Source organism: Streptomyces sp. NPDC005878 (genome assembly GCF_040629815.1).
Lineage (GTDB): Bacteria > Actinomycetota > Actinomycetes > Streptomycetales > Streptomycetaceae > Streptomyces.
In genome coordinates this window covers 510802-536641 of sequence record NZ_JBEXWK010000001.1, presented here as the reverse complement: position 1 = coordinate 536641, position 25840 = coordinate 510802, and the positions used below count along the sequence as shown (strand labels likewise).

The following is a 25840-nucleotide window of genomic DNA, read 5'->3' as shown; positions in this document are numbered from 1 at the left end:
AAGTGAACTCACGGCAATCTTATCCGTGTTGGGCGTATGGCATCATGGCCGCATTGTCCGCGGGGATCAGGGGCCCTGAATCACGGGCTCATGGAATCAGTGAGGGTCAATTCCGTGCTTCCTGACTCAGCGTTACCGTCAGCGGAGGGCCGTCGGCGCAGGCGCCGTCTCAAAGAGGTCCGTCATACCTGTGAGGCGCTGCTCGCGCAGTGGGGCATGGAGCACGGGTGCGGCATCGAGGAACTGCACCGCTATCTCAGTGCGCAGAACCGGCGGCCGATCCATCTCATTCCGATGCCGTTCCCCGAGCGTCATCTCTTCGGTCTTTGGCTGAAAATGGATGACTTCGATGTCATCGCTTATGAGAAGGCCGCATCGCAGTCACACAAAGAACACATCATCGCCCATGAGCTGGCGCATATCGCCTTCCAGCACCGGGGGTCGGTGAATTTCGACCGGACCGACGCGGGGCGGCTGTTCGGGGACGTGGAGCCGGGAGTGGTCCAGAGCATGCTGATGCGCTCGCGCTACAGCGACGACGAGGAGCAGGAGGCCGAGACGATGGCCTCGCTGATCCTCGCCCGGGCCACCAAGCGATGGCTCGAACCCGCCTGGGGCGTCCCGGACGAGGCCGCCGAGGTCGTCGCCCGGATCGAGAGCGGCGTGGGAAAGCCGGACAACGGATGACGTGCGACGGATGACGGGCAACGGATGACTGACAACGGATGAACACTGTCTACGGATTGCTGGCGTGGACCTGCGCCATCGGCGGCCTCGCGGCGTTCGCCTACCGGCTGCCGGATCTGCTGCGCAGAAGGCACGACACGGCCCTGTGGGCGCTGTGCACCTACTTCCTCTGTTCCGGGATCAGCTTCCTGGTCGACCTGGACGCCCTGCGGGTGCACATCTCCGCCCTCTTCGGACGCCCCAACGTCACCTCGCTCATCGTGCAGGTGGCGGTCGTCGTGCTCACCGCGGCGCAGCAGGTCGTCCTCGTGTACTGGTCGTGCCCGCCCGAGGAGGCCCGGCTCAGGGCCCGGCGCAGGGTGCTCTTCTTCGGCGTCGCGCTCGGGGTGCTGGTGGCCGCGTCCATCGCCGTCGGCCCCGTGACGAAGTCCACGACGGCCACTTCGACGATCCTGCTCAGCATCCAGCACGGCGAATACGCGCTGTACATGTCGTTCTACCTGGTGCTGTGCGCCATCGGGCAGTTCGAGACCGTCCGGCTCTCCCTGCGGTTCACCACGATGGCCAACCGCCAGTGGCTCAAGGTCGGTATGCGCACGGTGACCGTCGGCGCGAGCCTGATCCTGGTCTACTGCGTCACCCGGGGCATCCAGATCGCCGGCACCCGGTTCCACTTCGACGGCTCCGCCCTCGACCCCGTGCAGTGGTCGTGCGGCAGCGTCGGCGCCCTCCTCCAGATCACCGGCTGGACCATCCCCTCCTGGGGCATCCACATCACCCGTGCGCTCGGCTGGCTGCGCAGCTACCGCTCGTATCTGCGGCTGCGGCCGCTGTGGTGGGCGCTGTACCAGGCCTCGCCGGACATCGCGCTCGACCCGCCGCGCTGCTGGCCGCGCGACCTCATCCCGCCCCGCGACCTCCACTACAGCCTCTACCGCCGCGTCATCGAGATCCGCGACGGCCAGCTGACCCTGCGCACCTCGCTCTCCCTCGCCGAGTTCGCCCGCGAGGCGCGCTCGCTCGACCTGCCCGAGGACCCCACCTCCCCGCTGGGCGAGGCGCTCCAGGTACGGGCCGTGCTGAACCGTCCGCCCGAGGAGCGGGCCGAGCAGGCCGACGCCTCCGACATCCCCGCCCGGCCGCCGTACGAGGACTTCCGCGACGAGGTGGAGTGGCTGACGGAGGTCGCCTCCTCCTTCACCGCCCTCGCCCAGCGCCGCCCCCGGCGCTCCGAGGCCCGGGTCACCTCATGAGCGGGCGGACGGCCCGGGCCTCCTCGGCCCGTGCACGGGCGTGCGCGGGGGACGCGGAAGTCCGCCGCCTGGGAGAGACCCACGACGACCCGGCCGCCCTGGTCCCCGTGGCCCTCGGCGCGATCGCGGAGCTGGTCGCCCTGGACGCCTCACGCGGCGCCACGGCCGCCGTGCCGGCCGTGCGGGAGGTGCTGCGCCGCGTCCCGCAGCTGTCGGTCCACCCCGCCAGGACCGGCGTCCGCGACCGGGACCTGCTCGCCGCGCTCGCCGAGCTGAGCGAGGTGATCGGCTGGATCCTCTTCGACGCGGGCCGCTACCGCCGGGCCCGCCGGATGAACGCGCGCGCCCTCGCCCTCGCGGAGCTCTGCGGCGACCGGGGCACGGCCCGCCTGACGCTCCTCAACCACAGCATGCTCCAGACCCACACCGGCCGTCCGAAAGCCGCGCTGGAGACGGCCTCCCGGGTCGCCGGGCCCCGCCCGCTGCCCGCCCTGGTGGACAGCCTCGTCCTGGTCCGCCGGGCTCACGCGACCGCCCTGCTGAGCGGCGACCGGGAGGCCGCGGCCCTCGTCTCCCGCGCCCGCGACCGGTTCCTCGACGGCGCTTCCCCGAACGACCCGCCCTGGGCGTGGTGGATCGACCGGACCGAACTCCTCGGCCACGAGGGCTGGGTGCACTCCCGGCTGGGCGCCTGGCGCCGGGCCGTCCCTCTGCTGTACGAGGCGACGACCGCGCCAGGACCCTCCTACCGCCACCTCTTCACCGCGGAGCTCCTGGCGGCGCTGGCCGGGGCGCGGGCCTGGCGCGAGGCGGAGGCGCTGATCGCGGAGCTCGCCCCCCGGGCCGCCGGGATCGGCTCCGTACGCACCACCGAGACCCTCGCGGCCACGGCCGACCGGCTGCTGGCGAGCCCGGGCGCCCCGCCGAACCTGCGGGACGCGGCGGCCTTCCTGCGGGAGTCGCTGCCCGGCCGGGCCTGCGGCCCGGACGCCCCGACCCCCCGGAACCACCCCGTCTGAGGACGGCCCCGTTCCGAGTACCGCCCTGTTCCGCGAACCACACGTTCCGAGCACGGCCCCACCATCCGTCGACAGACAGGACCCGCATGCTGCACCTTCGGATCTCCACGCCCGCGGCCGCCGCCCTGGTGGCGATCGCCCTCCTCTTCGCCACCGGGGGACCGGTGTCCGAGGTCGCCTACGGGACGGCCCCGTCCGCCACCGCGGCAGCGCCCGGCACCGAAGGGCAGGGCAGTCCCCACATCGCCACGCACCTCTACTTCGGCACCGGCCGCCACCAGGGCAAACCGCCCATCACGGAGGCGGAGTTCATGAAGTTCGTCGCGGACGTCATCACCCCGCGCTTCCCCGCCGGCCTCACCCTCCAGGAGGGCCGTGGCCAGTGGCGGGACAAGGACGGCGACATCAACCGCGAGCGCAGTTACGAGCTGACGGTGCTGTATCCCGTCGCGCAGGCCCGCGCCCGTGACCGCGACATCGAGTACATCCGCCGGCTGTACTGCGCGACGTACGAGCTGGAGTCCGTCGGCCGCGCCGACGTCCGCGCCCAGGTGAGCTTCTGAGGGGTCCTCGCCCCGGGACTAGCGCAACTGCCGTCGCACCAGCTCGTGGAGCCGTCCGCCCGTGTCCGCCAGGAGCTCGGCGGGCGGCCCCTCCTGGACGACGCGCCCCTCGGACATCACGATCACGCGGTCCGCGTCCAGGACCGTGGAGAGCCGGTGGGCGATCACCACCCGGGTGGCGTCCAGGGCGCGGGTGCTCTCGATGACCACCCGCTGGGTCTCGTTGTCGAGCGCGCTGGTCGCCTCGTCGAAGAAGAGGATGCGGGGCCGCCGCACCAGCGCCTGGGCGATCATCAGGCGTTGGCGCTGTCCGCCGGAGACCGCGCCGCCGTCGGCGATCATCGTGTGCAGGCCCATCGGCATCCGCTCGATGTCCTCGGCGAGCCCCGCCATGGCGACGGCCTCCGCCACCTCCTCCAGGGTGAACGCCTCCGCGCCGCTCACGCACTCCAGGATCGACCCGCTGAGCGGCTGGGCGTTCTGCAGGACCACCCCGCACTGGCGCCGCACGGCCGCCCGGTCGAGCGCGGCGAGGTCCTGCCCGTCGTACAGGACGCTGCCCGCCACCGGCCGGTCGAAGCCGATCAGCAGCCGCAGCAGGGTTGACTTGCCGCAGCCGCTGGGGCCGACGATCGCCACGAACTCGCCGGGCCGCACCTTCAGGGACACGTCGTCCAGGACCAGCGGCCCGTCGTCGGTGTAGCGGAAGGACAGCCCCCGGGCCTCGATCTCCCCCGACAGGGCGCCGGGCTGCGTGCCGGCGCCGCGGGCCTCGGGCGCCTCGTCGAGCACCGGCTTGATCTGCTCGAACATCGGCAGTACGGCGGCGGCCGACAGGAACGCCCCGGTGAGCTGGGTGACCGAGGTCAGCACCATGGTCACGGAGGTGGTGAACGCCAGGAAGGCGCCCGCCGACAGCGACCCCCGCGCCGGGCCCGCGAGCAGGACGAACATCACCAGCGAACAGAGCGGCAGATAGACGGCGTTGAGCACCGTCGTGAGGTTCTTGACGCGGTCGGCGCGCTGCTGGAGCTCCCGGCTGCGGGCGAACTCCCGCGCCCACGCCCCGTACGCGAAGCTCTCGGCCGCCGCGACCCGCAGCTTGGGCAGTCCGCGCAGGGTCTGGAACGCCTGGTTGTTGAGCTTGTTGCCCAGCTCGACCAGCCGGCGCTGCCAGCGCAGCTCCCGCATGCCGAGGGCGAGGAAGACCGCCGCGATCACGGCGAGCATCCCGAGCGCGGTCAGGGCGAGCGGAACGCTGAAGCAGAGCAGCAGCGCCAGGTTCACCGCCCCGACCGTGCCCGCCTGGACCACCACCGGGGTCAGCCCCGACAGCACCCGGCGGATGGCGCTCACCCCCATCGCCGCGCTCGCCAGCTCACCGGTGGAGCGCTCGGTGAAGAAGCGCGTGGGCAGCCTCAGCAGCCGGTCCCAGACGGCGGGTTGCAGGGTGCTCTCGATCCGCCCCTCCATCCGCAGCAGGGTCAGGTTCTGCATGAGGGAGAAGGCCGCCGCGACCACCCCGCCGACGATGATCGCCGACGAGACCTGGGCGATCAGCGAGGTCCGCGCCTGCGGTACGTACACGCCGAGCACCTGACCGGTGGCCAGCGGCACCAGGGCGCCGAGGCCCACCGTGACCAGTCCGGCCAGGACCAGGTTGCGCAGGTCCGCGCGGGTGCCGCGCAACCCGAACCGCAGCAGCCCCCACAGGCTCAGCGGTGTCTCGGGCAGCGGCCGGTAGAACATGACGGCCCGCGCCTCGAACTCCCCGGCGTTGGCCGCGCCGACCCGGGTGCGCCGGCCCGTCGCCGGGTTCACCGCCTCGTATCCGCCGCGCCGCCACAGCAGGGCGACCGGCGTTCCGCTCGCCGCCCTGCGGCCCACCAGGGGGCCCGCGTCCTGGCGCCACCAGCTTCCGTCCAGCCGGACGGGGCGGCTGCGGACCCGGGAGGCGACCGCCACCTGCTCGACGGGGTCGATCCGCTCGCTCACCGCGCCGGCCAGGGACGGCTCGGTGAGGGTGATCCCGGCCGCGCGGGCGACGAGGGCGCACACCGCGTACGTGGCGTCGTCCCCCGCCCCGGCCGTGCGCGACGGCGTCCTGCCGGGGCGGCCGATCGAGGTGAGCAGGGCCCGGTCGGCCTCCTCGCGGACGGCCTCGCCCGCCTTGATGCCCGCCGCCGTGCGGTCCTCGTGGGCGCGCTCCACACGCTCGATCCAGCGGTCGAGGGCGGACAGCAGCCGGTGCTGCCGGTTGACCATGCCCTGCCACAACGCCCCGTCGACCAGCAGGTCCCCGGCCGCCTCGGCGCTGAACGCGGCGCCGTACTGGACGCTGCCGGGGGAGACCGGCAGCCACAGGACGTCGTCGTCGGCGGCCGGCTCCTCCGGAGTCGTCCGGCCGTCCAGCGGGGCCTCGAACAGCACACGCTGACCGCGCCCGACGCCGAGCGAGAAGGCGTGCTCCAGGAGGCTGAGGGCGGTGTCCCCGGTGTCGTAACTGCTGCCGTACCCGCTCTCGTACGCCAGCGCGTCCGCCGACGCGCTCCGGTACAGCTCCCGCAGCGGGATCCGGCGCAGCACGCACGCGCGCAGCGGCCTGCCCACCAGGGTGTGCTGGGGGCCCTCGACCGGGCCCAGCAGCAGCGTGCCGGGCTCCAGGCGGCCGAGGAAGTGCCAGTGGCCCTGCGCCGCCGCGTCCACCGCGAACAGGTCGAGGGCGCCGTCCACCACGAGCCACAGCACCTGCGGACCCTCCAGGGAGAAGCCGCGCAGCCCGGTGCAGTCGATGTCCCGGCCGAGGCCGCCGAGCGCCGCGAGGACGGGGTCGTGCGGGGGGCCGGCGAGGTCGTTCACGGAGGTCACCTCAGTGCTCCTTGACCAGCTCGGCGTACGGGCCGCCCGCCGCGAGCAGCTCCTCGTGGCGTCCGCGCTCCACGACCGTCCCGTGGTCCAGGACCACGATCTCGTCGCTGTCGCGGACCGTGCTCAGCCGGTGGGCGATCACCACGCAGGCGCAGCCGCGGCGGCGCAGGTTGTCGATGATGATCTGCTCGGTCTCGGCGTCCAGGGCGCTGGTCACCTCGTCCAGCACCAGGACGCTGGGGCTGCGCACCAGGGCGCGGGCGATCTCCAGACGCTGGCGCTGCCCGCCGGAGAAGTTGCGGCCGTCCTGCTCGACCCGGGCGTGGATGCCGCCGGGCCGGCGGGCGACGACCTCGTGGAGCGCCGCGTCCCGCAGGGCGGCGACGACCGCCTCGTCCGGGATCGAGGGGTCCCACAGCGCCACGTTGTCCCGCACGGTGCCCTCGAAGAGGAAGACGTCCTGGTCGACGAAGGACACCGAGGCGGCGAGCGCGCCGCGGGGGATGTCCTCCAGGCGCTGCCCGTCGATCCGGATCGTGCCCTCCCAGGGGGTGTACAGCCCGGAGACGAGCCTGGACACCGTGGACTTGCCGCTGCCGGAGCCGCCGACGAGCGCGACCTGCTGCCCCGGCCCCACCGACAGCGAGAAGCCGGAGAGCAGCGGCGCGTCCAGCGGGCTGTAGCCGAACGTGATGCCGTCGAGCGTCACATGGCCCCGGAGCCTGCGGGTGCGGTCCGGCCGCTCCTCGCGCGTGTACAGCGCGTCCACCGGGAAGTTCTCCACGTCCTTGAGCCGGGCGACGTCGGCCGCGAAGTCCTGGACGCGGCCCGCGACCGAGTTCAGCCGGGTGACCGGCGCGGTGAAGCGCGTCACCAGCGCCTGGAACGCCACCAGCAGCCCCACCGACAGCTGGCCCTCGACCGCCCGCAGCCCGCCGATCCACAGGATGAGCGCGCTGTTGAGCGTGGCGAGCAGCGGGGCGACGACCCCCAGCCAGGCACTGGGCACCCCGAGGCGCTGCTGCTCCTCCAGGGTGGTCGCGTGCTGCCCCGCCCAGCGGCGGAAGTAGCCGTCCTCGCCGCCGGTCGCCTTCATCGTCTCGATCAGCTGAAGGCCGGTGTACGAGGTGTTGGTCAGCCGGGCGCTGTCGGCCCGCAGCTTCTGCGTACGGGTGGCGCGCAGGCGTACCACCACGCGCATCGCGACCACGTTGAGCAGGGCGATGCCCACGCCGATGACGGTGAGCTGCGGGTCGTAGGTCCACAGCAGGACGGCGTAGAGCAGCACCACCACACCGTCGACGGCGGCCGCGGTGAGGTCGCGGGCCAGGGTCTCGGCGACCGCGTCGTTGGACTGGAGCCGCTGGACGAGGTCGGCGGGGCTGCGCTGGGCGAAGAAGGTGACCGGCAGCCGCAGCAGGTGCCGGAAGAAGCGGGCGCCGCCGAGCGTGGCGGAGATCATCCGCCCGCGCAGCAGATTGGCCTGCTGGAGCCAGGTCAGCGCGGCGGTGAGCGCCACCGCCGCGCCCATGGCGGCGAACAGCGTGCCGAGCAGCGAGGTCTGCTCACCGATCAGGAAGGTGTCGATGTACGTACGGCTCAGCGCGGGCAGGGTCGCGCCGACCGCCACCAGCAGCAGACTGGCGAGCAGGGCGACCAGCATCGTGCCGGTGGTCCCGCGCAGCCGCGTCGGCAGCGCGCGCAGCGCCCCGGGCCTGCGGCCGCCGCGGCGGAACCCGTCGCCGGGTTCGAGGACGAGGACCACGCCGGTGAAGCTGGTGTCGAAGTCCTCCGCGGGCACGAACCGGCGGCCCTTGTCGGGGTCGTTGATGTACACACCGCGCCGCCCGAGGCGCCGGCCCATGCCGTCGTAGACGACGTAGTGGTTGAACTCCCAGAACAGGATGGCCGGGGCCGGCACCTCCGCCAGCGCGGCGGGCTCCATCTGCATGCCCTTGGCCGTGAGTCCGTAACTCCGGGCGGCCTTCAGGACGTTGCTGGCCCGCGAGCCGTCGCGCGAGACACCGCAGGCGATGCGCAGCTCCTCCAGCGGCACATGGCGGCCGTGATGGGCGAGCACCATCGCCAGGGAGGCGGCGCCGCACTCCAGGGCCTCCATCTGCAGGACGGTGGGGGTTCGCACGGTCCTCGCCCGCCTCGCCCTCGGCGCCGGGCGGGCCCGGCGCCTGCCCGCCGGGGCGCTCTCGGGGCGGTGGCGGCCGCGGCCGGGGGGCGGGAGCCGCGGGGGCGCGGGGGAGGAGGGTGGTGCGGTCACGGGAGGAGCCAATCGAGGGGATGCCGGTCGGCGAGGTGGACGGAGCCGGTGGCCAAGGTCATGGAGTCGACCGGGTAGGGCGGGCCCTGGGCCGAGGACCAGCGGTAGCCCGACTTCGTGGCCGCCGACCGGTCGAGGGCGACCAGGACCGCGACCGGCCTGCCCTGCCGCGAGAACTGCTCGCCGAGCTGGGCGTCGCCGAGGAAGGCGGCGATCCGCTCGGGGGTCTGGGCGCCGCGGCCGACGGCCGCCACCCTGCCCCGCAGCACACCGAACCGGCCGCTGGGCACGGACTCGACGGTGAGGTCGACCGCCGCGCCGACCCGGACCGAGGCGCCCGAGGCGCCCGGCACGTACAGCATCGCCATCAGCGGATCACCGGGGCCGCCGGTCCGCTCGACGCTCGCCAGGTCCGCGCCGGTGGTGACGACCGCGCCGACGGCGGTCCGGAGCGTGGTGAGCCGGCCCGCCTCGACGGCGCGGACGGTCCGGTCGCCGTGCTCGGTGCGGACCTTGAGCAGCGGTGCCCCGGCGGCGAGTTGCCGGCCCTCCTCGGCGAGCACGCCGGTGACCTGTCCGGCCACGGGGCTCTGGAGGACGTAACCGCCCCGGGCGTGGGTGAGGATGCCGGGCGCGCTCAGGGTGGTGGAGACGGTCCCGGTCACCGCCCAGAAGCAGGCGGCGGCCATGACGGCCACGGTGACGGCGAGGACGAGCCGCCCCTGCGGGCGCGCGAAACGCACCGGCAGGTCGAGTTCCTCCGGTGACTGGAGCTTGCTGAGGGCCTGTTGACGGAATTGCACGGAACGCTGCCCCTGCCTGCGGGACGGATGCGGGGAGCCCCGGAACCGAGCGGGTTCCGGGGCTCCCCGTGCCGTCTCAGAGACCGGCGACGAGGCCGGAGGCCAGGCCGGTGACCGGAGCGGTGTTCACACCGGTGGTCGCGTGGACGAGACCCGTGACCGAGCCCACGATGCCCGAGACCGGCAGGACCGAGTCGGCGGTGCCGGTCACGTTGCCGAGCACGGTGCCGACGAGGCCGCCGGACACGTTGTCGAGGTCGGCGTCGGAGATCTCGCGGGTCTCGACCTGCGGGGTGTTGTTCATGGAGTAACTGCCCTTCGTACGGGGGGGAATGGTGTGGGGGGAATCCCTGCGGCAGGGGCCCTCGGGGGGCCGCTCCGCATGGGCCTGGATCAAAGCACGCCGACGCGCCCCCCAGCCAATCCCACCGGGCCTGACCAGGTCTTGTCCTGTCGTGAACGGCCTTCTCGTGCATATCCGTCGAGGAATCGGTGGCAGCTTCTTCACGAGCTTCACTTCATGAATGCCGTTCGGCCGGGCTGCCTTTCTCGCAAGTGGGACACTCCGGCCTTTTCGGCCGCCGGGCCGTCGGGGGCGGATCGGCCCCCGACGGCCGGGCGTGACCGGTTCGGGCATGCGGTGTGCAGGTTTTCGGAAGGTGAGGTTCCGCGGTGGAGTAACACAATCAGCGCCCTTGCAGCGCCTTCACGTTGTTGCCGAAGGTCCAGTTCTTGGAGCCGTCCCAGTTGACCGACCAGGTCATCAGGCCCTTGAGCGCGCCGCCGTAGCGGTTCCACGCCTGGGCCACCAGGCTCGGCGCCAGGTAGCCGCCCCCGGCGCCCGGCTGCGCGGGCAGGCCCGGGACCTGTTTGTCGTAGGGGACCTTGATGGTGGTGCCCTGGACCGTGAGGCCCTTGTCGAGGCAGTCGGTCTGGGCGGTGAAGCCCTGCACGGTGCCGGCCGCGTACGAGTCGCCGGAGCAGCCGTACATGTTGCCGTTGTAGTACTGCATGTTCAGCCACCACAGCCGGCCGTTGTCCGCGTACTTCTTCACGATCGGCAGATACGCGCCCCAGATCGACCCGTACGTGACACTGCCGCCCGTCACATACGCCGTCTCCGGCGCCATCGTGAGTCCGAAGTTCGACGGCATCCGCGCGAGGACCCCGTCGATGATGCGGATGAGGTTCGCCTGGGAGGCCGAGAGTTGGCCGATGTTGCCGCTGCCCACCAGACCGGTCTCGATGTCGATGTCGATGCCGTCGAAGTTGTACGTCTTGAGGATGGGCACGATCGTCGCGACGAACCGGTCCGCGACCGCGCTGGAGCTGAGGTCGATCCCGGCCGCCGCCCCGCCGATGGACAGCAGGACGGTCTGCCCGGCCGCCTTGGCCGCGCACATCTCCGCCGGCGTCGCGACCTTCACGGTCGCGTCCATCCCGTCCTCCCACAGCGCCGTGCCGTCGGAACGGATGACGGGGAAGGCGGCGTTGAGCACGTTGTAACCGTGCGCGGCGATACGGGAGTCGGTGACCGGGGTCCAGCCGAACGGCGGATGGACGCCGTTGGAGGAGCCGTCCCAGTTCTCCCAGTAGCCCTGGAGCACCTTGCCCGCGGGCTTGGACTTGACCGCGCAGGTGTCGCCGAGGGGTGCGGCGGGCGCGGCGGCGGCGGGCAGTTGCGCGGCGAGCGCCAGCGCCAGGCCCGCTCCCGCGAGACGTAACATCCGACCGAGCATGGGGGTACCTCCTGGGCTGTGGGGAACCTGGAGACGTACGGGTCCGGTTGCGGCACGGGGTCCGGCTGCGCCACACCGTAAAGTGGTCCAGACCTTCCGTCAATAGGTCTGGACCAAGAAGGAACGGGTGCTTCCACTGGCCCCGTCGGCGCATCCGGGTGGCGGACGGTGCGGGTGCCGCGTACCGATGGCACGGTGACCCGTCCTCCCGGCCCGTGGTGGGCCGAACTCCCCCCGGTGGCCGGCGCCGCCGTCATGGCGACCGGCATCCTCTCCGTCGGTCTGCACCTCGTCGGCCACGAGACGCTCTCGCTCGCCGCGCTGGCGTCGGCCGGAGCGGTGTGGCTGGTGCTCGCCGTCGACTTCTCCGTCTGCTTCCTGCGCGACCGCCCGCGCTGGCGCGCCGAGGCCGACACCCCGGCCGCCCTGACGGCCGTCGCCGCCACGGCCGTGCTCGGCACCCGGCTCTCGGTGCTGGGCCGGCAGAACCTCGCCCTCGCCCTGCTCGCCCTGGCAGCCGCGCTCTGGCCCTTCCTGCTCTCCTCCGTCCTGCGCCACCGCGGGCGCCGGATGCCCGGCGGCGCGTTCCTCGTCTGTGTCGCGACCCAGGGCCTGGCGGTCCTGGCGGCGACGCTCGCGGCGGCGGGCGAGGGCGACTGGGCGGCCCGGGCCGCCCTCGTCCTCTTCTGCCTCGGGGTGCTGCTCTACGGAGAGGCGCTCGTGCGGTTCGACTTCCGCCAGGTCTGGACCGGGGCGGGCGACCAGTGGATCGCGGGCGGCGCCCTGGCGATCTCGGCGCTGGCCTGCGCGAAACTGACCGCGTCCCCGCTGTGGACCGGCGGCGCCCACCACGCCCTGCGGGACACCACCCTGGTCCTGCTCGGCCTCGCTCTCGCCTGGTACGCCATCCTGCTGACCGCCGAGCTGGTCCGGCCCCGGCCGCACTACGACCTACGGCGCTGGGCGACCGTCTTCCCGCTGGGCATGGCGGCCGTGGCCACCCTCTCCACCGGCACCTCCGCGCACGTCCGGGGGCTGCGCACGCTCGGCGAGGTGCTGCTGTGGGTCGCGGTGGCGGCGTGGGCGCTGACGCTGGCCGCCTTCCTGGTGACCCAGGCGACGGGGCGCGCGCGAACCGGTCCGGCGCGGCGGCCGGCCCCGGACCGCGTCACCGGCGAGGGGCCTACTCCACGGCGGTGACGGCCGTCAGCAGCACCGCCGAGTCCTCCAGGGCGAGCAGGCCGTGGCGCTCCTTGGGCAGCTCGCAGAACTGGCCCGTGCGGAGCTCCTTGTTGCCGCTGTTGGAGGTGACCCGCACACGGCCGTGCAGCACCTGGAGACTGGCCGCGAGCGGCGCGTTGTGCTCGTCGAGCTCGGAGTCCGACGCCAGCGCGATCACACTCTGCCGCAGCGGGCCGTCGTGCACGACGAGCTGGGCGCTGCGGCCGTGCGAGGCGACACGTGCCAGATCCAGATGCTCCTCGGTGAGCGCTACGAGATCCTGCATGGGCCGGTCCCCTTCCTCGGCCGGATGGCCGTGCTCCGATCGGGTACGGGCGTCGCCCTCCAGCCTTCCGCCTCCCCGGCGGCACGCAACTCGGGAGGCGGACGGGCCGCCGGGACCGGGTGGCCGTCTTTTGGGATCACCTCGCCGTTCGGCGCGCGGCCATACCCCGGTAGCGCGGGCGGGACGGCGGGGGCGCGCCCCCGTTCTACGGGGCTCCGGCGGCCCGCCCCACCGACTCCACCAGCGGCAGCAGCCGGTGCGGCACCCGCTCGCGCAGCGCCACCTCGGTGCGGGTGCGCACCACCCCGGGGAGCTGGATCAGGCGCTGGATGACGTCTTCGAGATGACCGGCGTCGCGGGCCACGACCCGCGTCAGCAGATCGCCGCCGCCGGTGATGGAGAACGCCTCGACGATCTCGGGCACGGCCGCGAGCGCGTCCCCCACCTCGTCGAGATGGCCCTGGGTGACCTCGACGTGGACGAAGGCGAGCACGGGGTGGCCGAGCGCCGCGGGGGAGAGGGAAGGCCCCGTTCCGGTGATGACGCCGTCCCGCTCCAGCCGGTCGAGCCGCGCCTGGAGCGTGCCGCGCGCGATGCCGAGGATCCGGGCGTACTCGCGGACGCTGGTGCGCGGCCGCTCGATGAGGAGCCGCAGGATCCGGGTGTCGAGCGCGTCCACCGCCATGGTCCGTCGGTCCCTTCCTGGTGCTGCCGTACGCGTTTCAACCGTACCAATGGCTCAGTGCGAACCGGACGGCGCGCCGCCGCGCATGGGGGGCGCCCCGGCGGGTACGACGCTGTACGACTGTGACGGAAGTGATCTGAGAGCGAGGGGTGTCGGACGTGATTCGAAAGCTGCAGGCGGTCGCGCTGGACTGTGCCGATCCGGTACGGCTGGCAGAGTTCTACGCGGAGTTGCTCGGCGGCCGGGTGGTCGCGGACCCGGACGACTCCGACTGGATCGAGGTGCACGGCTTCGAGGGCACCAAGCTGGCCTTCCAGCGGGTGGACGGCTACCGGGCGCCCCAGTGGCCCGGCCAGGAGCACCCGCAGCAGATCCATCTGGACTTCGACGTGGACGACCTGGAGGGGGAGGAGAAGCGAGCGCTGGCCCTGGGCGCGACCGTGCTGGAGCGCACGGACCAGGTCCAGGAGGCCAACTGGCGTGTCTACGCGGACCCGGCGGGCCATCCGTTCTGCCTCTGCGAACACTGAGGAAGGCTGGACCGATGGACCTGCCTGGACGCGGAAAAGGGTGACGAGGCGTACCAATGGCTCAGTCGGGTGAGGACCACTTGAGCCATTGGGTCCGGGAGTGATCTCATGGACGGGTCGATGGCGCTGCGGGTCTCCGCAGCGCCTTTCTCATGTCGTCCCGGGAGAGGAGCAGCAGGTCCGTGTTGAAGAGGGTGTTCGTGGCTCCGGACCCGGGGCGGATGCGGCTGCGCAACGCGACCCGGGCCGTCGTGGGCATCGGTCTGGCGGTCGCGGTGTGCGGCCTGACCGGCCACTCGCTCGTCGCGGCCATCACCGGTGGTCTCGCGGCCCTGCTGGCTCTCTTCACGGTCACCGACCCGACGGTGCGCGGCCAGGCGGTCACCACCGCCCTGCTGCCCGCGGTCGGTCTGCCGGTCTTCGCCCTGGCCGCCGAGCTGCACGCCCACCCCCTGGCCCGGGACCTGGCCTTCCTCGCGATCGTGGGCGCCGGGGTCTACGCCCGGCGCTGGGGTCCGCGCGGCCACTCCCTGGGCGTGTTCGCCTTCATGGCGTTCTTCATCACGCAGTTCCTGCACACGGTCCCCGGGCAGCTGCCCGAGCTGTACGCGGCCGTGCTCCTGTCCGTCCTGACGGCGGCGGCCGTCCGGTTCGGCGCGTGGTGCTACGAGCGGCGCCTGCCGCCGCCGCCCCTGGTCTCGGCGCCCGCCCCGGGCCGGGGCCTGCGCCGGGCGACCACGCGGCAGGCGGTACAGGCCATGACCGGAGCCGCGTTCGCGCTGGCGATCGGGCAACTGCTCTCGCAGGAGCGCTGGTACTGGGCGGTCGGAGCCACCTGGTGGATCTTCGTGAACACGACGTCCCGCGGCGAGACGCTGGTGCGCGGCTTCCGGCGGGTCCTGGGCACCGTCATCGGCATCGTCTGCGGGGTGGCGGTCGCGATCCCGCTGCACGGCGCCCCGGTGCCCTCGGCGGTGCTGATCGCGCTGTGCGTGTTCGGGATCTTCTACACGGCCGCCGTGTCGTACACCTGGATGATGCTCGCCGTCACCGTCATGGCCAGCCTGCTCTACGGGCTGCTGGGCGTCCTGAACACCGACCTGCTCGCCCTGCGGCTCTTCGAGACGGGCGTGGGCCTGGCCGGGTCCGCCCTGGCCGTCCTGCTCGTCCTGCCGGTCACCACGCACACCACGACGGACTCCTGGGTGCGGCACGCCCTGCACAGCGTGCGTGCCTCCGCCGCGGCCGCCGCCGCCCGCCTCGCCGGTGAGGACGCCGACCCGACGCCGCACATCACCGAGCTGGAGCACACCCTCGCCCGGGTCCGGCTGTCGCTGGCGCCGCTGGTCCACCCGCTCAACCCCCGCCGTGCCCGGAAGGCCAGGGCCCGGCAGATCCTGGGCTACCTCGACGACTGCGCCCGCGAGGCCCGCAACCTGGCCCTGGTGGCGGCCGACGCCGAGGCCTCCCACGACCAGCGGCTCGCCGCCGCCTGCGAGCGCGTGGAGGCCGCCGTGGCGGCGCTGGTCGCCACCCCGGCCACCGAGGCGCCCTCGGCCCGTCCGCCGGCCGTCGAGCACAAGGCCGCCGCCGCGGAGCACCCTGCCCTGGCCCACCTGCACGAACTGGAGCGGGTCCTGGTGAGCCTCGGCAGGCCCCTGCAGGCCGCCCCCGGGTCACCGCTGGTCGACGCCTGACCCGCGGCCCGCACCGGCTGCCGGGGCACCGGGGCGTCGCCCGCCGGTTGGTCTAGACCGCCTGCTACGGTCGCCGCAGTCGGCGCCGGGCCCAGCCCCGGCGCGCAGTCGCGCGAGAGGGGTGGCACGGTGGCCGAGAGCAGCGCCGGGCGGGCATTCATCGGGTCGTTCACCACGGCGGGCGGACAGGGCGTGACCGTCGCCGCTGTGGACGCGCTGACGGGCGCGCTCACCCCCCTGGGCGCCACGGACACCGTCCCCGACCCCTCGTTCCTGGCCCTGTCGGCCGACGCCACCGTCCTGTACGCGGTGGGCGAGAGCGAGCACGGCACCGCCGCCGCCTTCGACGTACGGGGCGACCGCCCGGTCCTGCTCGGCGAGCCGGTACCGGTGGAGGGCGCCGGCCCGACCCACCTCGCCCTCGCCGCCGGGCACCTGGTCACCGCCAACTACACCTCGGGCAGCGTCACCACCCTCCCGGTCCGCCCCGACGGCCGCCCGGGGCCCGCCGCGTACGTCCTGGAGCACCACGGCTCCGGACCCCACCCCGAGCGCCAGACCGGCCCGCACGCCCACCAGGTGCTGCCCGACCCCAGCGGGCGCTGGCTGCTGAGCGTCGACCTCGGCACCGACTCCGTGGAGGTCTGCGCCCTCGACCGGTCCGGCGGCGTCCTGCGCCCGCACGGCTCGACCGCGCTGCGCCCCGGCACCGGCCCGCGCCATCTGGCCTTCCACCCCGACGGACGCCACGCCTACGTCCTGAACGAGCTGGAGCCCACCCTCGTCGTCTGCCGCTGGGACGCCGCCGAGGGCGCCCTGGAGCCGCTGGGGGAGACCCGGGTGATCCACGACGGCGTGACGACGCGGACGTACCCCTCCGAGGTCGTCGTGGCCCGCGACGGGCGGTTCCTCTGGGTCGCCAACCGGGGCCATGACTCGATCGCGACCCTCGCCCTCGATCCGGACGGCGAGCACGCCGTCCTGGTGGCCACCGTGGACTGCGGCGGGCGCTGGCCGCGCCATCTCACCCTCGACCCCTCGGGCAGGCGCCTGTACGCGGCGAACGAACGCTCCGGGGACGTGAGCTGGTTCGACCTCTACGAGGAGAGCGGCATCCCGCGCCTGGCGGGCTCGACGCCCGCCCCCGCGGCCTCGTGCGTCGTCTTCGGCTGAACCCGGCTGCCGTACGCCGAAGGGCCCGCGCCCCGGCCAGGGTGCGGGCCCTTCGGGCATCCGTACGTCAGTGCACCGGGGAGCCCTGCGGCTGCGGCGTGAGGCCCAGCGCGGCGGCGTACTGCGACAGCACGAGCTTGCCGATCGCCGGGTAGGCGCCCAGCGGCTCGGCGGCCAGGCAGTCGGCCTCCTTCGCGGCGGCGTCCAGCAGCCCGTCCGCGACCTCGGGGCCGATCAGGTAGGGGGCGACCGCGAGCTGCACCGAGCCGGAGCCGCGCAGCTGCTCGGCCATGGCGGCGATCGAGCCCTCCTGGTCGAGCGCGGCGGCCATCACGGGCACGGCCAGACGGGCGGCCAGCAGCATGCCGGTGATCCCGGCGGCCTGCACGGCCTCCTCGCCGCCGACCGTCGCCAGGATGATGCCGTCGGCGGCGGTCGCCACCGTGAACAGCCGGGCACGGTCGGCGCGGGCCAGACCGGCCTCGGAGAGGCGTACGTGCAGGGCCTCGGCGAGCAGCGGGTGCGGGCCGAGGACGTCGGTCAGCTCGGCGGCGGCACGGCTGTCCATCACGGCCTGGCGCACCCGGCGGATCAGGGCGCTGTCGGGGCCCGCGAGCAGCGGCACGACGACGGCGACGGGGCCGTCGGGCGCGGCGACGTCCTGACCGGCGGCACGGGCCCGCTCATAGCGGGCGGTGCGCTCGGCGGCGGTGTGCGCGAGCACGGCGTCCAGCGGGGGGAACTCCACGGCGGCGTCCTCGGCCGCGTCCAGGTAGCCGATCCGGGCGTCCAGGCCGGGCAGCTCCGAGCGCGCGATGCTGACGACTTCCTCCGCCAGGGCGCGCACGGCGGGGGAGGGGGTACCGGGAACGGCGAGGACGAGCGCGGGCGCGCCCTCGGGAGCGACCACCGGCTCCGGGCGGCGGTGCCGCCCTGGCTGGCGGGGTCGCGGCATTCGTACAGGCAGGCCGGATGCGGGCCCAGTGGGGGAGCTCATGGCGCCGCATGCTACTGGCTTTGCGGGCGCGGCTGTTCGGGTAGGGGTCAGGTGAGCGGTATCTGTCCGTATTTATCCCGTGAGTGACATTGCCCTCAAGTGTCCCGCTCTGTCGTCACCCGCAACATGCGCGGATGGTGCGGCAGTAGCAGCTCGTCGCGGGCCAGCGCCGAGGCGATCAGCAGGGCTCCGGCGAGCGGATCTCCCGCCGCGGGCACCGTGCGTACGGACGGCAGCAGGGCGTCGAGTTCCTCCCGTACGGGGACGAGCAGCGGGTCGCCCATGCGGAACAGGCCGCCGGTGAGCGCCACTTCGCATTCGCTCACGCTTCCGGCCGCCCCGTCACCGGCCGTTCCGCGCGCGACCGTCGCACCGGCCGGACCGGACGCTGACCCTGCGGCACGGCCCCGGCCGCCGCCGAACGGCACGTCCGGGCAGACCGCCGCCGCCGACTCGGCGATGGCGCGGCCCGCCTCGCGCAGGACCGCCGCGGCGACCGGGTCGGACGCGGCGCAGCGCGCCACCTCCGGTGCGAACGACGCCAGCACGGCGGGCCGGTCGGTGCGCGGATACAGCAGCCCGGGCAGCTCCGCCACGGGCCCGAACAGCGCCTCGGCGCGCTTGAGGAGGGCCGCCGAGCCGCCGCGACGGCCGTCGTGGGCGCGCAGTGCCGCCTCCAGGCCCGCGCGGCCGATCCAGGCGCCGCCGCCGCGGTCACCGAGCAGATGGCCCCAGCCGTCGGCCCGCCGCCACCGCGTCAGATCCGTGCCGACCGCGATCATCCCGGTGCCCGCGGCGACCACCGCGCCGGGCCGCTGGCCGAGCGCTCCCGCGTACGCGGTCACCGCGTCGGCGGCCAGTGCCAGGCGCCGCACCCCGAGCGCGCGGGCGAGCGCCGCGGGCACCCGGGCGCGCAGGTCGTCGCCGAGCGAGGCCATCCCGGCGGCGCCCACGGCCACCGCCGCCACCCCGTCCGCGCCGGCCCGGTCCAGCAACTCACGGGCGGCGGGCACCAGTTGGGCGAGCAGGTGCTCCGCGTCGATCCCGGCGCGGCCCGTACGCACCGGCTCACCGGAGACCGACACCTCCGCCGGGCCCCCTCCTTCGGCGCGGCCGAGCGCGAACCGCACGCCGGACCCGCCGGAGTCGACCCCCAGCACCCAGGCGTCGCCGCTCCCGCCGCCGAGGGTCACGGCAGGCGCCAGTCGACCGGCTGCGCGCCCTGGCGGACCAGGAGCTCGTTGACCCGGCTGAACGGCCGCGACCCGAAGAAGCCCCGGTCCGCCGACATCGGCGAGGGGTGCGCGGACTCGATCGCCGGCAGCTCGCCGAGCAGCGGGCGCAGATTGCGCGCGTCGCGTCCCCACAGCACCGAGACCAGCGGGGTCCCGCGCGCGACCAGCGCGCGGATGGCCTGCTCGGTCACCTCCTCCCAGCCCTTGCCGCGATGCGCGGCGGGCTTGCGGGGCGCGGTGGTCAGCGCCCTGTTCAGGAGCAGGACGCCCTGCCGGGTCCAGGGCGTCAGATCGCCGCTGGAGGGCCGGGGCAGCCCCAGGTCGGTGTGCATCTCGCGGAAGATGTTCTCCAGGCTGCCCGGCAGCGGGCGCACCTCGGGGGCGACCGAGAAGGAGAGGCCCACGGCGTGCCCCGGTGTCGGATACGGGTCCTGGCCCACGATCAGGACCCGTACGTCCTGGAACGGCTGCTGGAAGGCCCGCAGCACATGCTGTCCGGCCGGGAGGTAGGTGCGCCCCTGGGAGATCTCCTGACGGAGGAAGTCGCCCATGGAGGCGACCCTTCCGGCCACGGGTTCCAGAGCGTCCGCCCAGCCGGGCTCGACGATCTCTTTCAACGGTCGTGCTGCCACGGCCGTCACTCTACTGGCGGATCACCGCCGCCCGTACGCACAGCACATCGGGCAGATGCGAGGCGAGCAGGCTCCAGGTGTCCCCGTCGTCCGCGCTCGCGTACACCTCGCCGTTGCGGTTGCCGAAGTACACGCCGGCCGGGTCGGCGTCGTCGGTGCACAGGGCGTCGCGCAGCACCGTCCCGTAGTGCGCCTGCGAGGGCAGTCCGGCCGACAGCGGCTCCCAGGTGCGGCCGCCGTCCGAGGTGCGGAAGACCCGGCACCTGTTCCCGGCCGGGACCCGGTCGGAGTCGGCCGTGATCGGGAACACGTAGGCGGTGTCCGGGCGGTGGGGGTGGGTGGCGGCGGCGAACCCGAAGGTGGACGGCAGGCCCTCGCCGATGTCCTGCCAGCGCTCGCCGCCGTCGTCGCTGCGGTAGACCCCCCAGTGGTTCTGGAGGAGAGCCGGTCCGGGTCGGCCGCGTCCTGTGCGATCTTGTGGACGCACTGGCCGAACTCGGGGTGCTGGTCGGGCAGGAAGACCGCCGAGACGCCGTGGTTGGCCGGCGCCCAGCTCTCGCCGCCGTCCCGGGTGCGGAAGACCCCGGCCGTGGACACCGCGACGGTCACCGCACGGGCGTCGCGGGGATCGGTGAGGATGGTGTGCAGCCCCTCACCGCCGCCGCCCGGCACCCACCGCGAGCGCGTCGGGTGCTCCCACAGCGGGCGCACCAGCGTGAAGCTCTCGCCGCCGTCCTCGGAGCGGAAGAGCGCGGCCGGCTCCGTGCCCGCGTAGACCACGTCGGGCGCCTCGGGGCCCGCGGGGTGCAGCTGCCATACTCGCTCCAGCGATCTCCCGGTGAACTCGGGGAACTTCACGGCTGGTTGAGGTGGCTCCACCCAGGTCGCGCCCAGGTCGTCCGAGCGGAAGACGGAGGGTCCCCAGTGCGCGCTGTCGCCGCCGACGAGCAGCCGGGGAACCGGGCGCCGGGTGTCGATGCCGATCGAATAGACCGCCTGGGCGTTGAAGTGCGGTCCGTCGAACCGCCACGCGCCTCCCTGTCTGCGGCCGATGAACAGTCCCTTGCGCGTGCCCACGGTGAGCAGTACGTCGGTCATCGCTACCCCTCCAAAACGCCGTTGTCCCGGATATCCGCCAGTCTGCACCCGACCACTGACAGTGGCCCCCGCAGCAGGAGTCCGCGCAGGTCACCGGGCGTGGGAGGGCGATGGGGGGCGGGACGGGGAGCGGCCGCCGATTCACCCGGACGAGAACGGAGCGATCATGACCGAGCGCACCCCCGGACTCCCGAACGGGCCCGATGGCGGATTCCTCGCCGGCCGGGGCATCGCGGACATCACCGGGGAGGCCGCCGAGTGCGGCATGCTCGGCTACGGCAAGGCCGACCAGCTCAGCGCGGGCATCCACACCCGCCAGCGCGCCCGTGCCTTCGCCTTCGCCGACCGGGCGGGGCACGGCCGGGCGCTCCTGGTGGTGTGCGAGCTGCCGCTTATGGCCGACAGCGTCGTGCGGGAGGTACTGCGGCGCCTGCCCCCGGGGTACGACGCGAGCAACGTCATGCTCACCGCCACCCACACCCACTGCGGCCCCGGCGGCTACTTCCACCACGCGCTCTACAACAGCAACACCGGCGGGTTCCGGGAGCGGACCTTCCGGGCGATCACCGACGGCATCACCGAGGCGGCCCTGGCAGCCGTCGCGGACCTGGCACCGACCGTGCTGCGCCTCGCGCACGGCGAGCTGACCGACGCCAGCGTCAACCGCTCCCGGCGGGCCTTCGACCGCAACCCGGCCGCCGACCGGGCACACTTCCCCGGGGCCGTCGACCCGCAGACCACCCTCCTCACCCTGGAGCGGGACGGCGTTCCGGTGGGCGCGGTCAACTGGTTCGCCACCCACAACACCAGCATGACCAACCGCAACCGGCTGATAAGCGCCGACAACAAGGGCTACGCCGCCCACCACTGGGAGCGCCTCGCGGGCGTCGACCACCTGTCTCCCACCCCTCCCGCGCTGGTGGCCGCGTTCGCCCAGACCAACGCCGGTGACATGTCGCCCAACCTGGGCCTGGCACCCGGCACGGGCCCGACCGGCGACCAGTTCGAGAACACCCGGATCATCGGCACCCGCCAGTACGAGGCCGCGGCGGCGCTGGAGGGTGAGGAGATCTCCGGCGCCGTCGACTCCCGTACCACGTATGTGTACCTGTCGGCCGTGGAGGTGGGCCCGGAACACACCGGGGACGGCCGTACGCACCGGACCTCGCCCCCCGTGGGCGGCGCGGCGGCCTTCGCCGGGGCCTGGGCCGACGGACCCGGCTTCAAGGGCTTCCGGCCGGGAGCCAACCCCCTGTGGGACGCGCTCTCCCGGCGGCTGGTCTACCCCTTCGCGCCCGCCCTGCGCGACGCCCAGTACCCGAAGGCGCTCGCCCTGCCCGCCGGGCCCGTCAACCGCGTCCTGCCGATGGTCCAGGAGCGCGCCCCCGTCCAACTGCTGCGGATAGGGCCGCTGTACCTGATCGGGATACCCGGCGAGGTGACGATCGTCGCCGGGCTGCGGCTGCGCCGCACGGCCGCCGCGATCCTGGGCGTACGGCTTGAGGAGGTGCTGGTCGCCGGGTACAGCAACGGATACCTCCACTACGTGACGACGCCCGAGGAGTACGACGCCCAGGAGTACGAGGGCGGCAGCACGCTCTTCGGGCGCTGGGAGCTGCCCGCGCTCTGCCAGACCGTGGCGCGCCTGGCCACCGCCCTGCGCGACGGCGTGCCCGTCCCCCGGGGCGTCCCGGAGCCTCCCGTGCCCGTACGCCGCCGGCACCGCCGCCGGGGCACCGACGCGCCCCACCCGGGGTACGCGTTCGGAGCGGTGCTGTCCTTCGCGCTCGTCGGGCGCCGGGCCGTGGCGTCCTTCGTGGGCGCGCATCCGGGCAACGACCTGCGCCGGGGCGGGAGTTATCTGTCGGTCCAGCGGTGGACGGGCGGGGCGTGGACGCGGGTCGCGGACGACGGCGACTGGTCGACGCTCTTCCGCTGGGCCCGCTCGGGCGGCTCGACCTCGGTGGCCACCGTCCTGTGGAACATACCGCCCGGCACCCCGGCGGGCCGCTACCGGCTCGCGTACCACGGGGACACGGCGCAGGGCCCGTTCACCGGGGTGACCGAGCCCTTCGAGATCGCCTGAGTGCCTGCGGGGCCCGGGTCAGATCGCCCAGCCGTACTGATCCGGCACCTGCACCTCACCGCCCAGCTCACGGGCCGCATGAAGGGCCCAGGACGGGTCGCGCAGCAGCTCCCGGCCGAGCAGGACCGCGTCCGCCTCCCCGTGGGCGAGGATCTTCTCGGCCTGGGCGGGCTCGGTGATCAGGCCGACGGCGGCGACGGGCAGCGCGCTCTCGCGGCGCACCCGGGCCGCGAACGGCACCTGGTAGCCGGGCCCCACGGGGATGCGCACCCCGGCGGCGTTCCCGCCGGTCGACACGTCGAGGAGGTCCACACCGCGCTCCTTGAGCAGCACGGCCAGGCGGACGGTCTCGTCGGCGGTCCAGCCGTCCTCCTCCAGCCAGTCGGTGGCCGAGATCCGGAAGAACAGCGGCAGCTCCTCGGGCCACACCGCCCGCACGGCCTCGGTGACCTCCAGCGCGAGGCGTGCGCGGTTCTCGAACGAGCCGCCGTACGCGTCGGTGCGCCGGTTGGAGTGCGGGGAGAGGAACTCGCCGATCAGATAGCCGTGGGCGCCGTGGATCTCGACGACCTCGAACCCGGCGTCCCGCGCGCGCCGGGCCGCGTCCGCGAACTGCCCGACGATCTCCGTGATCCGATCGGTGGTCAGCTCGGTGGGGACGGTGTGGCCGGGGCCGAAGGGCACCGGGCTCGGTCCGACCGGCTGCCAGCCCTCCTCGGCGTCCGGAGCGATCGGCACACCGCCGCGCCAGGGGCGTTCGGTGGAGGCCTTCCGTCCGGCGTGGGCTATCTGGATGCCGGGCACCGTGCCCCGCGCCTTGAGGAAGCGCACGATCCGGCGCAGCCCCTCGACCTGGGTGCCGTTCCAGATGCCGAGGTCTCCGGGGGAGATCCGGCCCTCGGCGCTGACGGCCGTGGCCTCCACGAGGATCAGCCCCGTGCCGCCGGCCGCGCGGGCCGCGTAGTGGGCGAAGTGCCAGTCGTTCGCGACACCCGCGTCCGGGCCGAACGCCTCGGCGCTGTACTGGCACATCGGCGCCATCCAGATCCGGTTGGGGATCGTCAGCGACCGCAGGGTACGGGGCTCGAACAGGGCACTCGCAGCAGGCACGGCAGACTCCATTCAGGACGGCCGCGGCGCCACGGGGTCGGCGCCGGATCCGCTTCGTACGATACGCATCGTAGTACGGCAGATGTCAAACTACGATGACTCTCGTACAATGCGTCTGTGTCCCCTGCAACGAGCAAGCGCGAACTCGACCACCCGGCGCGTCACGAGATCCGTCTGGAGGCGGTGCTGCACGCGCTCTCCGACCCCGTCCGGCTGCGGGTGGTCGGCGAGCTCGCGGCCGCCGACGGCGAGCTGTCCTGCTCGTACTTCGACCTGCCCGTCACCAAGTCCACGACCACGCACCACTTCCGGGTGCTGCGCGAGAGCGGCGTCATCCAGCAGACCTACCGGGGCACCGCCAAGATGAACGGGCTGCGCCGCGCCGACCTGGACGAGCTCTTCCCCGGCCTGTTCGACCGGATCCTGCAAGCGGCGGCGCTCCAGGGGGCGCGGCTCGACCACTGAGCGCCCCGCGCCCGAAGGACCGGCCCGGTGCCGGGCCGTTCAGTCCTCGCGCGTGCCCAGCGCGGCCGCCAGCAGCCCCTCCCAGTCGGCGATCTTCACCGAGCCCCGGCCCAGCGAGCGGCCGAGTGCCGCCTCCGCCAGCTCGATGTCCTGCCAGCCCCGCCACCGCACCGGCCGCAGCCCCGACTCCCGCATGGCGTCCACGGGTTCGCCCTCCACGGGCCGCCGCGCCAGGGCCTCGGCGTCCTCCAGGAGCGAGGTCACCGTCTCCTTCGCGCACGGGCGGTTGGTGCCGATGACGCCGGTCGGGCCGCGCTTGATCCACCCCGCCACGTACTCCCCGGGCGAGGGGACGCCGTCGCGCAGCACGCGTCCGGCCGCGTGCGGGACCGTCCCCGTCGCCGGGTCGAACGGCAGGCCCGCCAGGGGCACGCCCAGATAGCCGACCGCCCGCAGCACCAGCTGCGCCTCGATCTCCTCATACGTGCCGGTGCCGCGCACGCCCCCGGCCCCGTCCGGGACGGTGTGCTCGAAGCGGACGCCGCCCACCCGTCCGTCCCGCTCCAGGATCTCCACCGGGCGCAGGAAGAACCGCAGCCGCAGTGCGCGCTCCGCGCCGCGCGGCGCGCGGTCCGGGGCCGCCCAGCCGCGCAGCACCTCGATGTTGCGGCGGACGGCCGCGGGCAGCGCCGAGGGGTCCGAGCAGGCCGGGTCCAGGGCCAGCTCGGCGGCGTCCACGACGGCCTCGGCCCCCGGCAGCGCGCCGAGCTCACGCAGCTCCTTGGTGGTGAACTTCGCCTGCGAGGGGCCGCGCCGGGCGACCATGTGCACCTCGCGCACCCGGCTCGCCGCCAGCGCGTCCAGCGCCCTGTGCGGCACGTCGGTGGGGCGCAGCTCGTCGGCGCCGCGCGAGAGGATGCGGGCCACGTCCACCGCCACGTTGCCCGCGCCGATGACGACCGCCGAGCGGGCGCTGAGCCATTCGAGGCGGAAGCCGTTCGCCGAGGCGTCCGGGTGGGCGCTGTACCAGGCGACGAAGTCGGTGGCCGAGCAGCTTCCCGGCAGGTCCTCGCCGGGAATGCCGAGCCGGCGGTCGGCGGAGGCGCCCACGCAGTACACCACCGCGTGATAGAGCCGCAGCAGCCGCTCCGGGGAGAGGCCACCGGGCCCGATCTCGACGTTGCCGAGGAAATTGATCCGCTCGTCCTCCAGGACCGTGCGGAGATTGGTCTGGAGGGACTTGATCTTCTCGTGGTCGGGCGCCACTCCGTACCGCACCAGGCCGTACGGACAGGGCAGCCGGTCCAGGACGTCGACCCGCAGCCCCCAGACCGTGCTCTGGGTGACCAGGGACTGAGCGGTGTAGACCCCGCTCGGCCCGGAACCGATGACGGCTATGCGCAGCACGAAGGGTCTCC

At 73.8% G+C, this 25840-nt stretch carries 22 protein-coding genes and 1 pseudogene; 10 read left to right on the top strand and 13 right to left on the bottom strand.

Annotated features, from left to right (window positions below):
• Window positions 1-114: 114 nt before the first annotated feature.
• The 4 genes from ABZ404_RS02480 to ABZ404_RS02465 all read left to right on the top strand — a co-directional run bounded on the left by ABZ404_RS02480 (window position 115) and on the right by ABZ404_RS02465 (window position 3522).
• A complete protein-coding gene (locus ABZ404_RS02480) occupies window positions 115-687 on the top strand; it encodes a toxin (RefSeq protein ID WP_358835279.1) in 573 nt (190 codons plus the stop codon).
• 38 nt (window positions 688-725) lie between these two features.
• Window positions 726-1940, top strand: coding sequence for an MAB_1171c family putative transporter (locus tag ABZ404_RS02475; protein ID WP_358835280.1), 1215 nt, complete (start codon window positions 726-728; stop codon window positions 1938-1940).
• Window positions 1937-2959 carry a DNA-binding protein gene (locus ABZ404_RS02470; protein ID WP_358990048.1) on the top strand — a complete coding sequence of 341 codons (1023 nt, stop codon included), beginning with the start codon at window positions 1937-1939 and terminating at the stop codon, window positions 2957-2959. The genes ABZ404_RS02475 and ABZ404_RS02470 overlap by 4 nt, the downstream gene beginning before the upstream one ends.
• An 86-nt stretch (window positions 2960-3045) precedes the next feature.
• On the top strand, window positions 3046-3522 hold the full coding sequence (locus ABZ404_RS02465; RefSeq protein WP_358832587.1) for a DUF3574 domain-containing protein: 477 nt from the start codon (window positions 3046-3048) through the stop codon (window positions 3520-3522).
• An 18-nt stretch (window positions 3523-3540) separates the two neighbouring features.
• On the opposite strand, the gene ABZ404_RS02460 is transcribed toward ABZ404_RS02465, so the two are convergent.
• From ABZ404_RS02460 to ABZ404_RS02440, 5 genes are all read right to left on the bottom strand, one after another.
• Entirely contained in the window at window positions 3541-6390 is a 2850-nt protein-coding gene (locus ABZ404_RS02460; protein ID WP_358832586.1) for an NHLP bacteriocin export ABC transporter permease/ATPase subunit, read from the bottom strand.
• 1 nt (window position 6391) lies between these two features.
• Window positions 6392-8665: an NHLP family bacteriocin export ABC transporter peptidase/permease/ATPase subunit gene (locus ABZ404_RS02455; RefSeq protein WP_358832585.1), complete on the bottom strand. Its 2274-nt coding sequence runs from the start codon at window positions 8663-8665 to the stop codon at window positions 6392-6394.
• Window positions 8662-9468, bottom strand: coding sequence for an HlyD family efflux transporter periplasmic adaptor subunit (locus tag ABZ404_RS02450; RefSeq protein WP_358832584.1), 807 nt, complete (start codon window positions 9466-9468; stop codon window positions 8662-8664). Before ABZ404_RS02450 ends, ABZ404_RS02455 begins: the two co-directional genes overlap by 4 nt.
• A gap of 76 nt (window positions 9469-9544) precedes the next feature.
• Window positions 9545-9772 carry a type A2 lantipeptide gene (locus ABZ404_RS02445; RefSeq protein ID WP_358832583.1) on the bottom strand — a complete coding sequence of 76 codons (228 nt, stop codon included), beginning with the start codon at window positions 9770-9772 and terminating at the stop codon, window positions 9545-9547.
• Window positions 9773-10154: 382 nt separating this feature from the next.
• On the bottom strand, window positions 10155-11207 hold the full coding sequence (locus tag ABZ404_RS02440; protein ID WP_358832582.1) for a chitinase: 1053 nt from the start codon (window positions 11205-11207) through the stop codon (window positions 10155-10157).
• 195 nt (window positions 11208-11402) lie between these two features.
• Here ABZ404_RS02440 and ABZ404_RS02435 point away from each other — a divergent pair, with 195 nt between their 5' ends.
• The gene (locus ABZ404_RS02435) at window positions 11403-12407 is read left to right on the top strand and encodes a tellurite resistance/C4-dicarboxylate transporter family protein (protein ID WP_358832581.1); all 1005 of its coding nucleotides are present in this window, start codon (window positions 11403-11405) and stop codon (window positions 12405-12407) included.
• Here ABZ404_RS02435 and ABZ404_RS02430 read toward each other — a convergent pair.
• Complete coding sequence (locus ABZ404_RS02430) at window positions 12391-12714, bottom strand: cupin (protein WP_358832580.1); 324 nt, start codon at window positions 12712-12714, stop codon at window positions 12391-12393. The genes ABZ404_RS02435 and ABZ404_RS02430 overlap by 17 nt on opposite strands.
• 205 nt (window positions 12715-12919) lie before the next feature.
• Window positions 12920-13399, bottom strand: coding sequence for an Lrp/AsnC family transcriptional regulator (locus ABZ404_RS02425; protein ID WP_358832579.1), 480 nt, complete (start codon window positions 13397-13399; stop codon window positions 12920-12922).
• Window positions 13400-13557: 158 nt separating this feature from the next.
• Here ABZ404_RS02425 and ABZ404_RS02420 point away from each other — a divergent pair, with 158 nt between their 5' ends.
• From ABZ404_RS02420 to ABZ404_RS02410, 3 genes are all read left to right on the top strand, one after another.
• Window positions 13558-13929: a VOC family protein gene (locus ABZ404_RS02420; protein ID WP_358832578.1), complete on the top strand. Its 372-nt coding sequence runs from the start codon at window positions 13558-13560 to the stop codon at window positions 13927-13929.
• Window positions 13930-14111: 182 nt separating this feature from the next.
• Window positions 14112-15626 carry an FUSC family protein gene (locus ABZ404_RS02415; RefSeq protein WP_358832577.1) on the top strand — a complete coding sequence of 505 codons (1515 nt, stop codon included), beginning with the start codon at window positions 14112-14114 and terminating at the stop codon, window positions 15624-15626.
• A 129-nt stretch (window positions 15627-15755) separates the two neighbouring features.
• On the top strand, window positions 15756-16799 hold the full coding sequence (locus ABZ404_RS02410) for a lactonase family protein (RefSeq protein ID WP_358832576.1): 1044 nt from the start codon (window positions 15756-15758) through the stop codon (window positions 16797-16799).
• 67 nt (window positions 16800-16866) lie between these two features.
• Here ABZ404_RS02410 and ABZ404_RS02405 read toward each other — a convergent pair whose 3' ends face one another.
• From ABZ404_RS02405 to ABZ404_RS02390, 4 genes and pseudogenes are all read right to left on the bottom strand, one after another.
• A complete protein-coding gene (locus ABZ404_RS02405) occupies window positions 16867-17796 on the bottom strand; it encodes a hypothetical protein (protein WP_358832575.1) in 930 nt (309 codons plus the stop codon).
• 95 nt (window positions 17797-17891) lie between these two features.
• Window positions 17892-18989, bottom strand: a complete 1098-nt coding sequence (locus tag ABZ404_RS02400) for a BadF/BadG/BcrA/BcrD ATPase family protein (RefSeq protein ID WP_358832574.1) — start codon at window positions 18987-18989, stop codon at window positions 17892-17894.
• Complete coding sequence (locus ABZ404_RS02395; protein ID WP_358832573.1) at window positions 18986-19663, bottom strand: uracil-DNA glycosylase; 678 nt, start codon at window positions 19661-19663, stop codon at window positions 18986-18988. The genes ABZ404_RS02400 and ABZ404_RS02395 overlap by 4 nt, the downstream gene beginning before the upstream one ends.
• 10 nt (window positions 19664-19673) lie before the next feature.
• Window positions 19674-20761: pseudogene (locus ABZ404_RS02390) on the bottom strand (exo-alpha-sialidase).
• 166 nt (window positions 20762-20927) lie between these two features.
• Here ABZ404_RS02390 and ABZ404_RS02385 point away from each other — a divergent pair.
• Window positions 20928-22847 carry a neutral/alkaline non-lysosomal ceramidase N-terminal domain-containing protein gene (locus tag ABZ404_RS02385; RefSeq protein WP_358832572.1) on the top strand — a complete coding sequence of 640 codons (1920 nt, stop codon included), beginning with the start codon at window positions 20928-20930 and terminating at the stop codon, window positions 22845-22847.
• An 18-nt stretch (window positions 22848-22865) separates the two neighbouring features.
• Here the strand turns inward: ABZ404_RS02385 and ABZ404_RS02380 are convergent, their stop codons facing one another.
• Window positions 22866-23969, bottom strand: a complete 1104-nt coding sequence (locus ABZ404_RS02380) for an NADH:flavin oxidoreductase/NADH oxidase (protein ID WP_358832571.1) — start codon at window positions 23967-23969, stop codon at window positions 22866-22868.
• A 105-nt stretch (window positions 23970-24074) separates the two neighbouring features.
• Between ABZ404_RS02380 and ABZ404_RS02375 the strand changes: the two genes are divergently transcribed.
• Window positions 24075-24422: a helix-turn-helix domain-containing protein gene (locus tag ABZ404_RS02375; RefSeq protein ID WP_358832570.1), complete on the top strand. Its 348-nt coding sequence runs from the start codon at window positions 24075-24077 to the stop codon at window positions 24420-24422.
• A gap of 39 nt (window positions 24423-24461) precedes the next feature.
• Here the strand turns inward: ABZ404_RS02375 and ABZ404_RS02370 are convergent, their stop codons facing one another.
• Window positions 24462-25829, bottom strand: coding sequence for an FAD-dependent oxidoreductase (locus tag ABZ404_RS02370; protein WP_358832569.1), 1368 nt, complete (start codon window positions 25827-25829; stop codon window positions 24462-24464).
• Window positions 25830-25840: the final 11 nt, after the last annotated feature.

Excerpts from the sequence above, each read along its gene's own strand:
- ABZ404_RS02380 (WP_358832571.1), bottom strand. The coding sequence starts at position 23,969 with ATGGAGTCTGCCGTGCCTGCTGCGAGTGCCCTGTTCGAGCCCCGTACC.
- ABZ404_RS02470 (WP_358990048.1), top strand. The coding sequence starts at position 1,937 with ATGAGCGGGCGGACGGCCCGGGCCTCCTCGGCCCGTGCACGGGCGTGC.
- ABZ404_RS02425 (WP_358832579.1), bottom strand. The coding sequence starts at position 13,399 with ATGGCGGTGGACGCGCTCGACACCCGGATCCTGCGGCTCCTCATCGAG.
- ABZ404_RS02445 (WP_358832583.1), bottom strand. The coding sequence starts at position 9,772 with ATGAACAACACCCCGCAGGTCGAGACCCGCGAGATCTCCGACGCCGAC.
- ABZ404_RS02430 (WP_358832580.1), bottom strand. The coding sequence starts at position 12,714 with ATGCAGGATCTCGTAGCGCTCACCGAGGAGCATCTGGATCTGGCACGT.
- ABZ404_RS02475 (WP_358835280.1), top strand. The coding sequence starts at position 726 with ATGAACACTGTCTACGGATTGCTGGCGTGGACCTGCGCCATCGGCGGC.
- ABZ404_RS02440 (WP_358832582.1), bottom strand. The coding sequence starts at position 11,207 with ATGCTCGGTCGGATGTTACGTCTCGCGGGAGCGGGCCTGGCGCTGGCG.
- ABZ404_RS02465 (WP_358832587.1), top strand. The coding sequence starts at position 3,046 with ATGCTGCACCTTCGGATCTCCACGCCCGCGGCCGCCGCCCTGGTGGCG.
- ABZ404_RS02405 (WP_358832575.1), bottom strand. The coding sequence starts at position 17,796 with ATGAGCTCCCCCACTGGGCCCGCATCCGGCCTGCCTGTACGAATGCCG.
- ABZ404_RS02385 (WP_358832572.1), top strand. The coding sequence starts at position 20,928 with ATGACCGAGCGCACCCCCGGACTCCCGAACGGGCCCGATGGCGGATTC.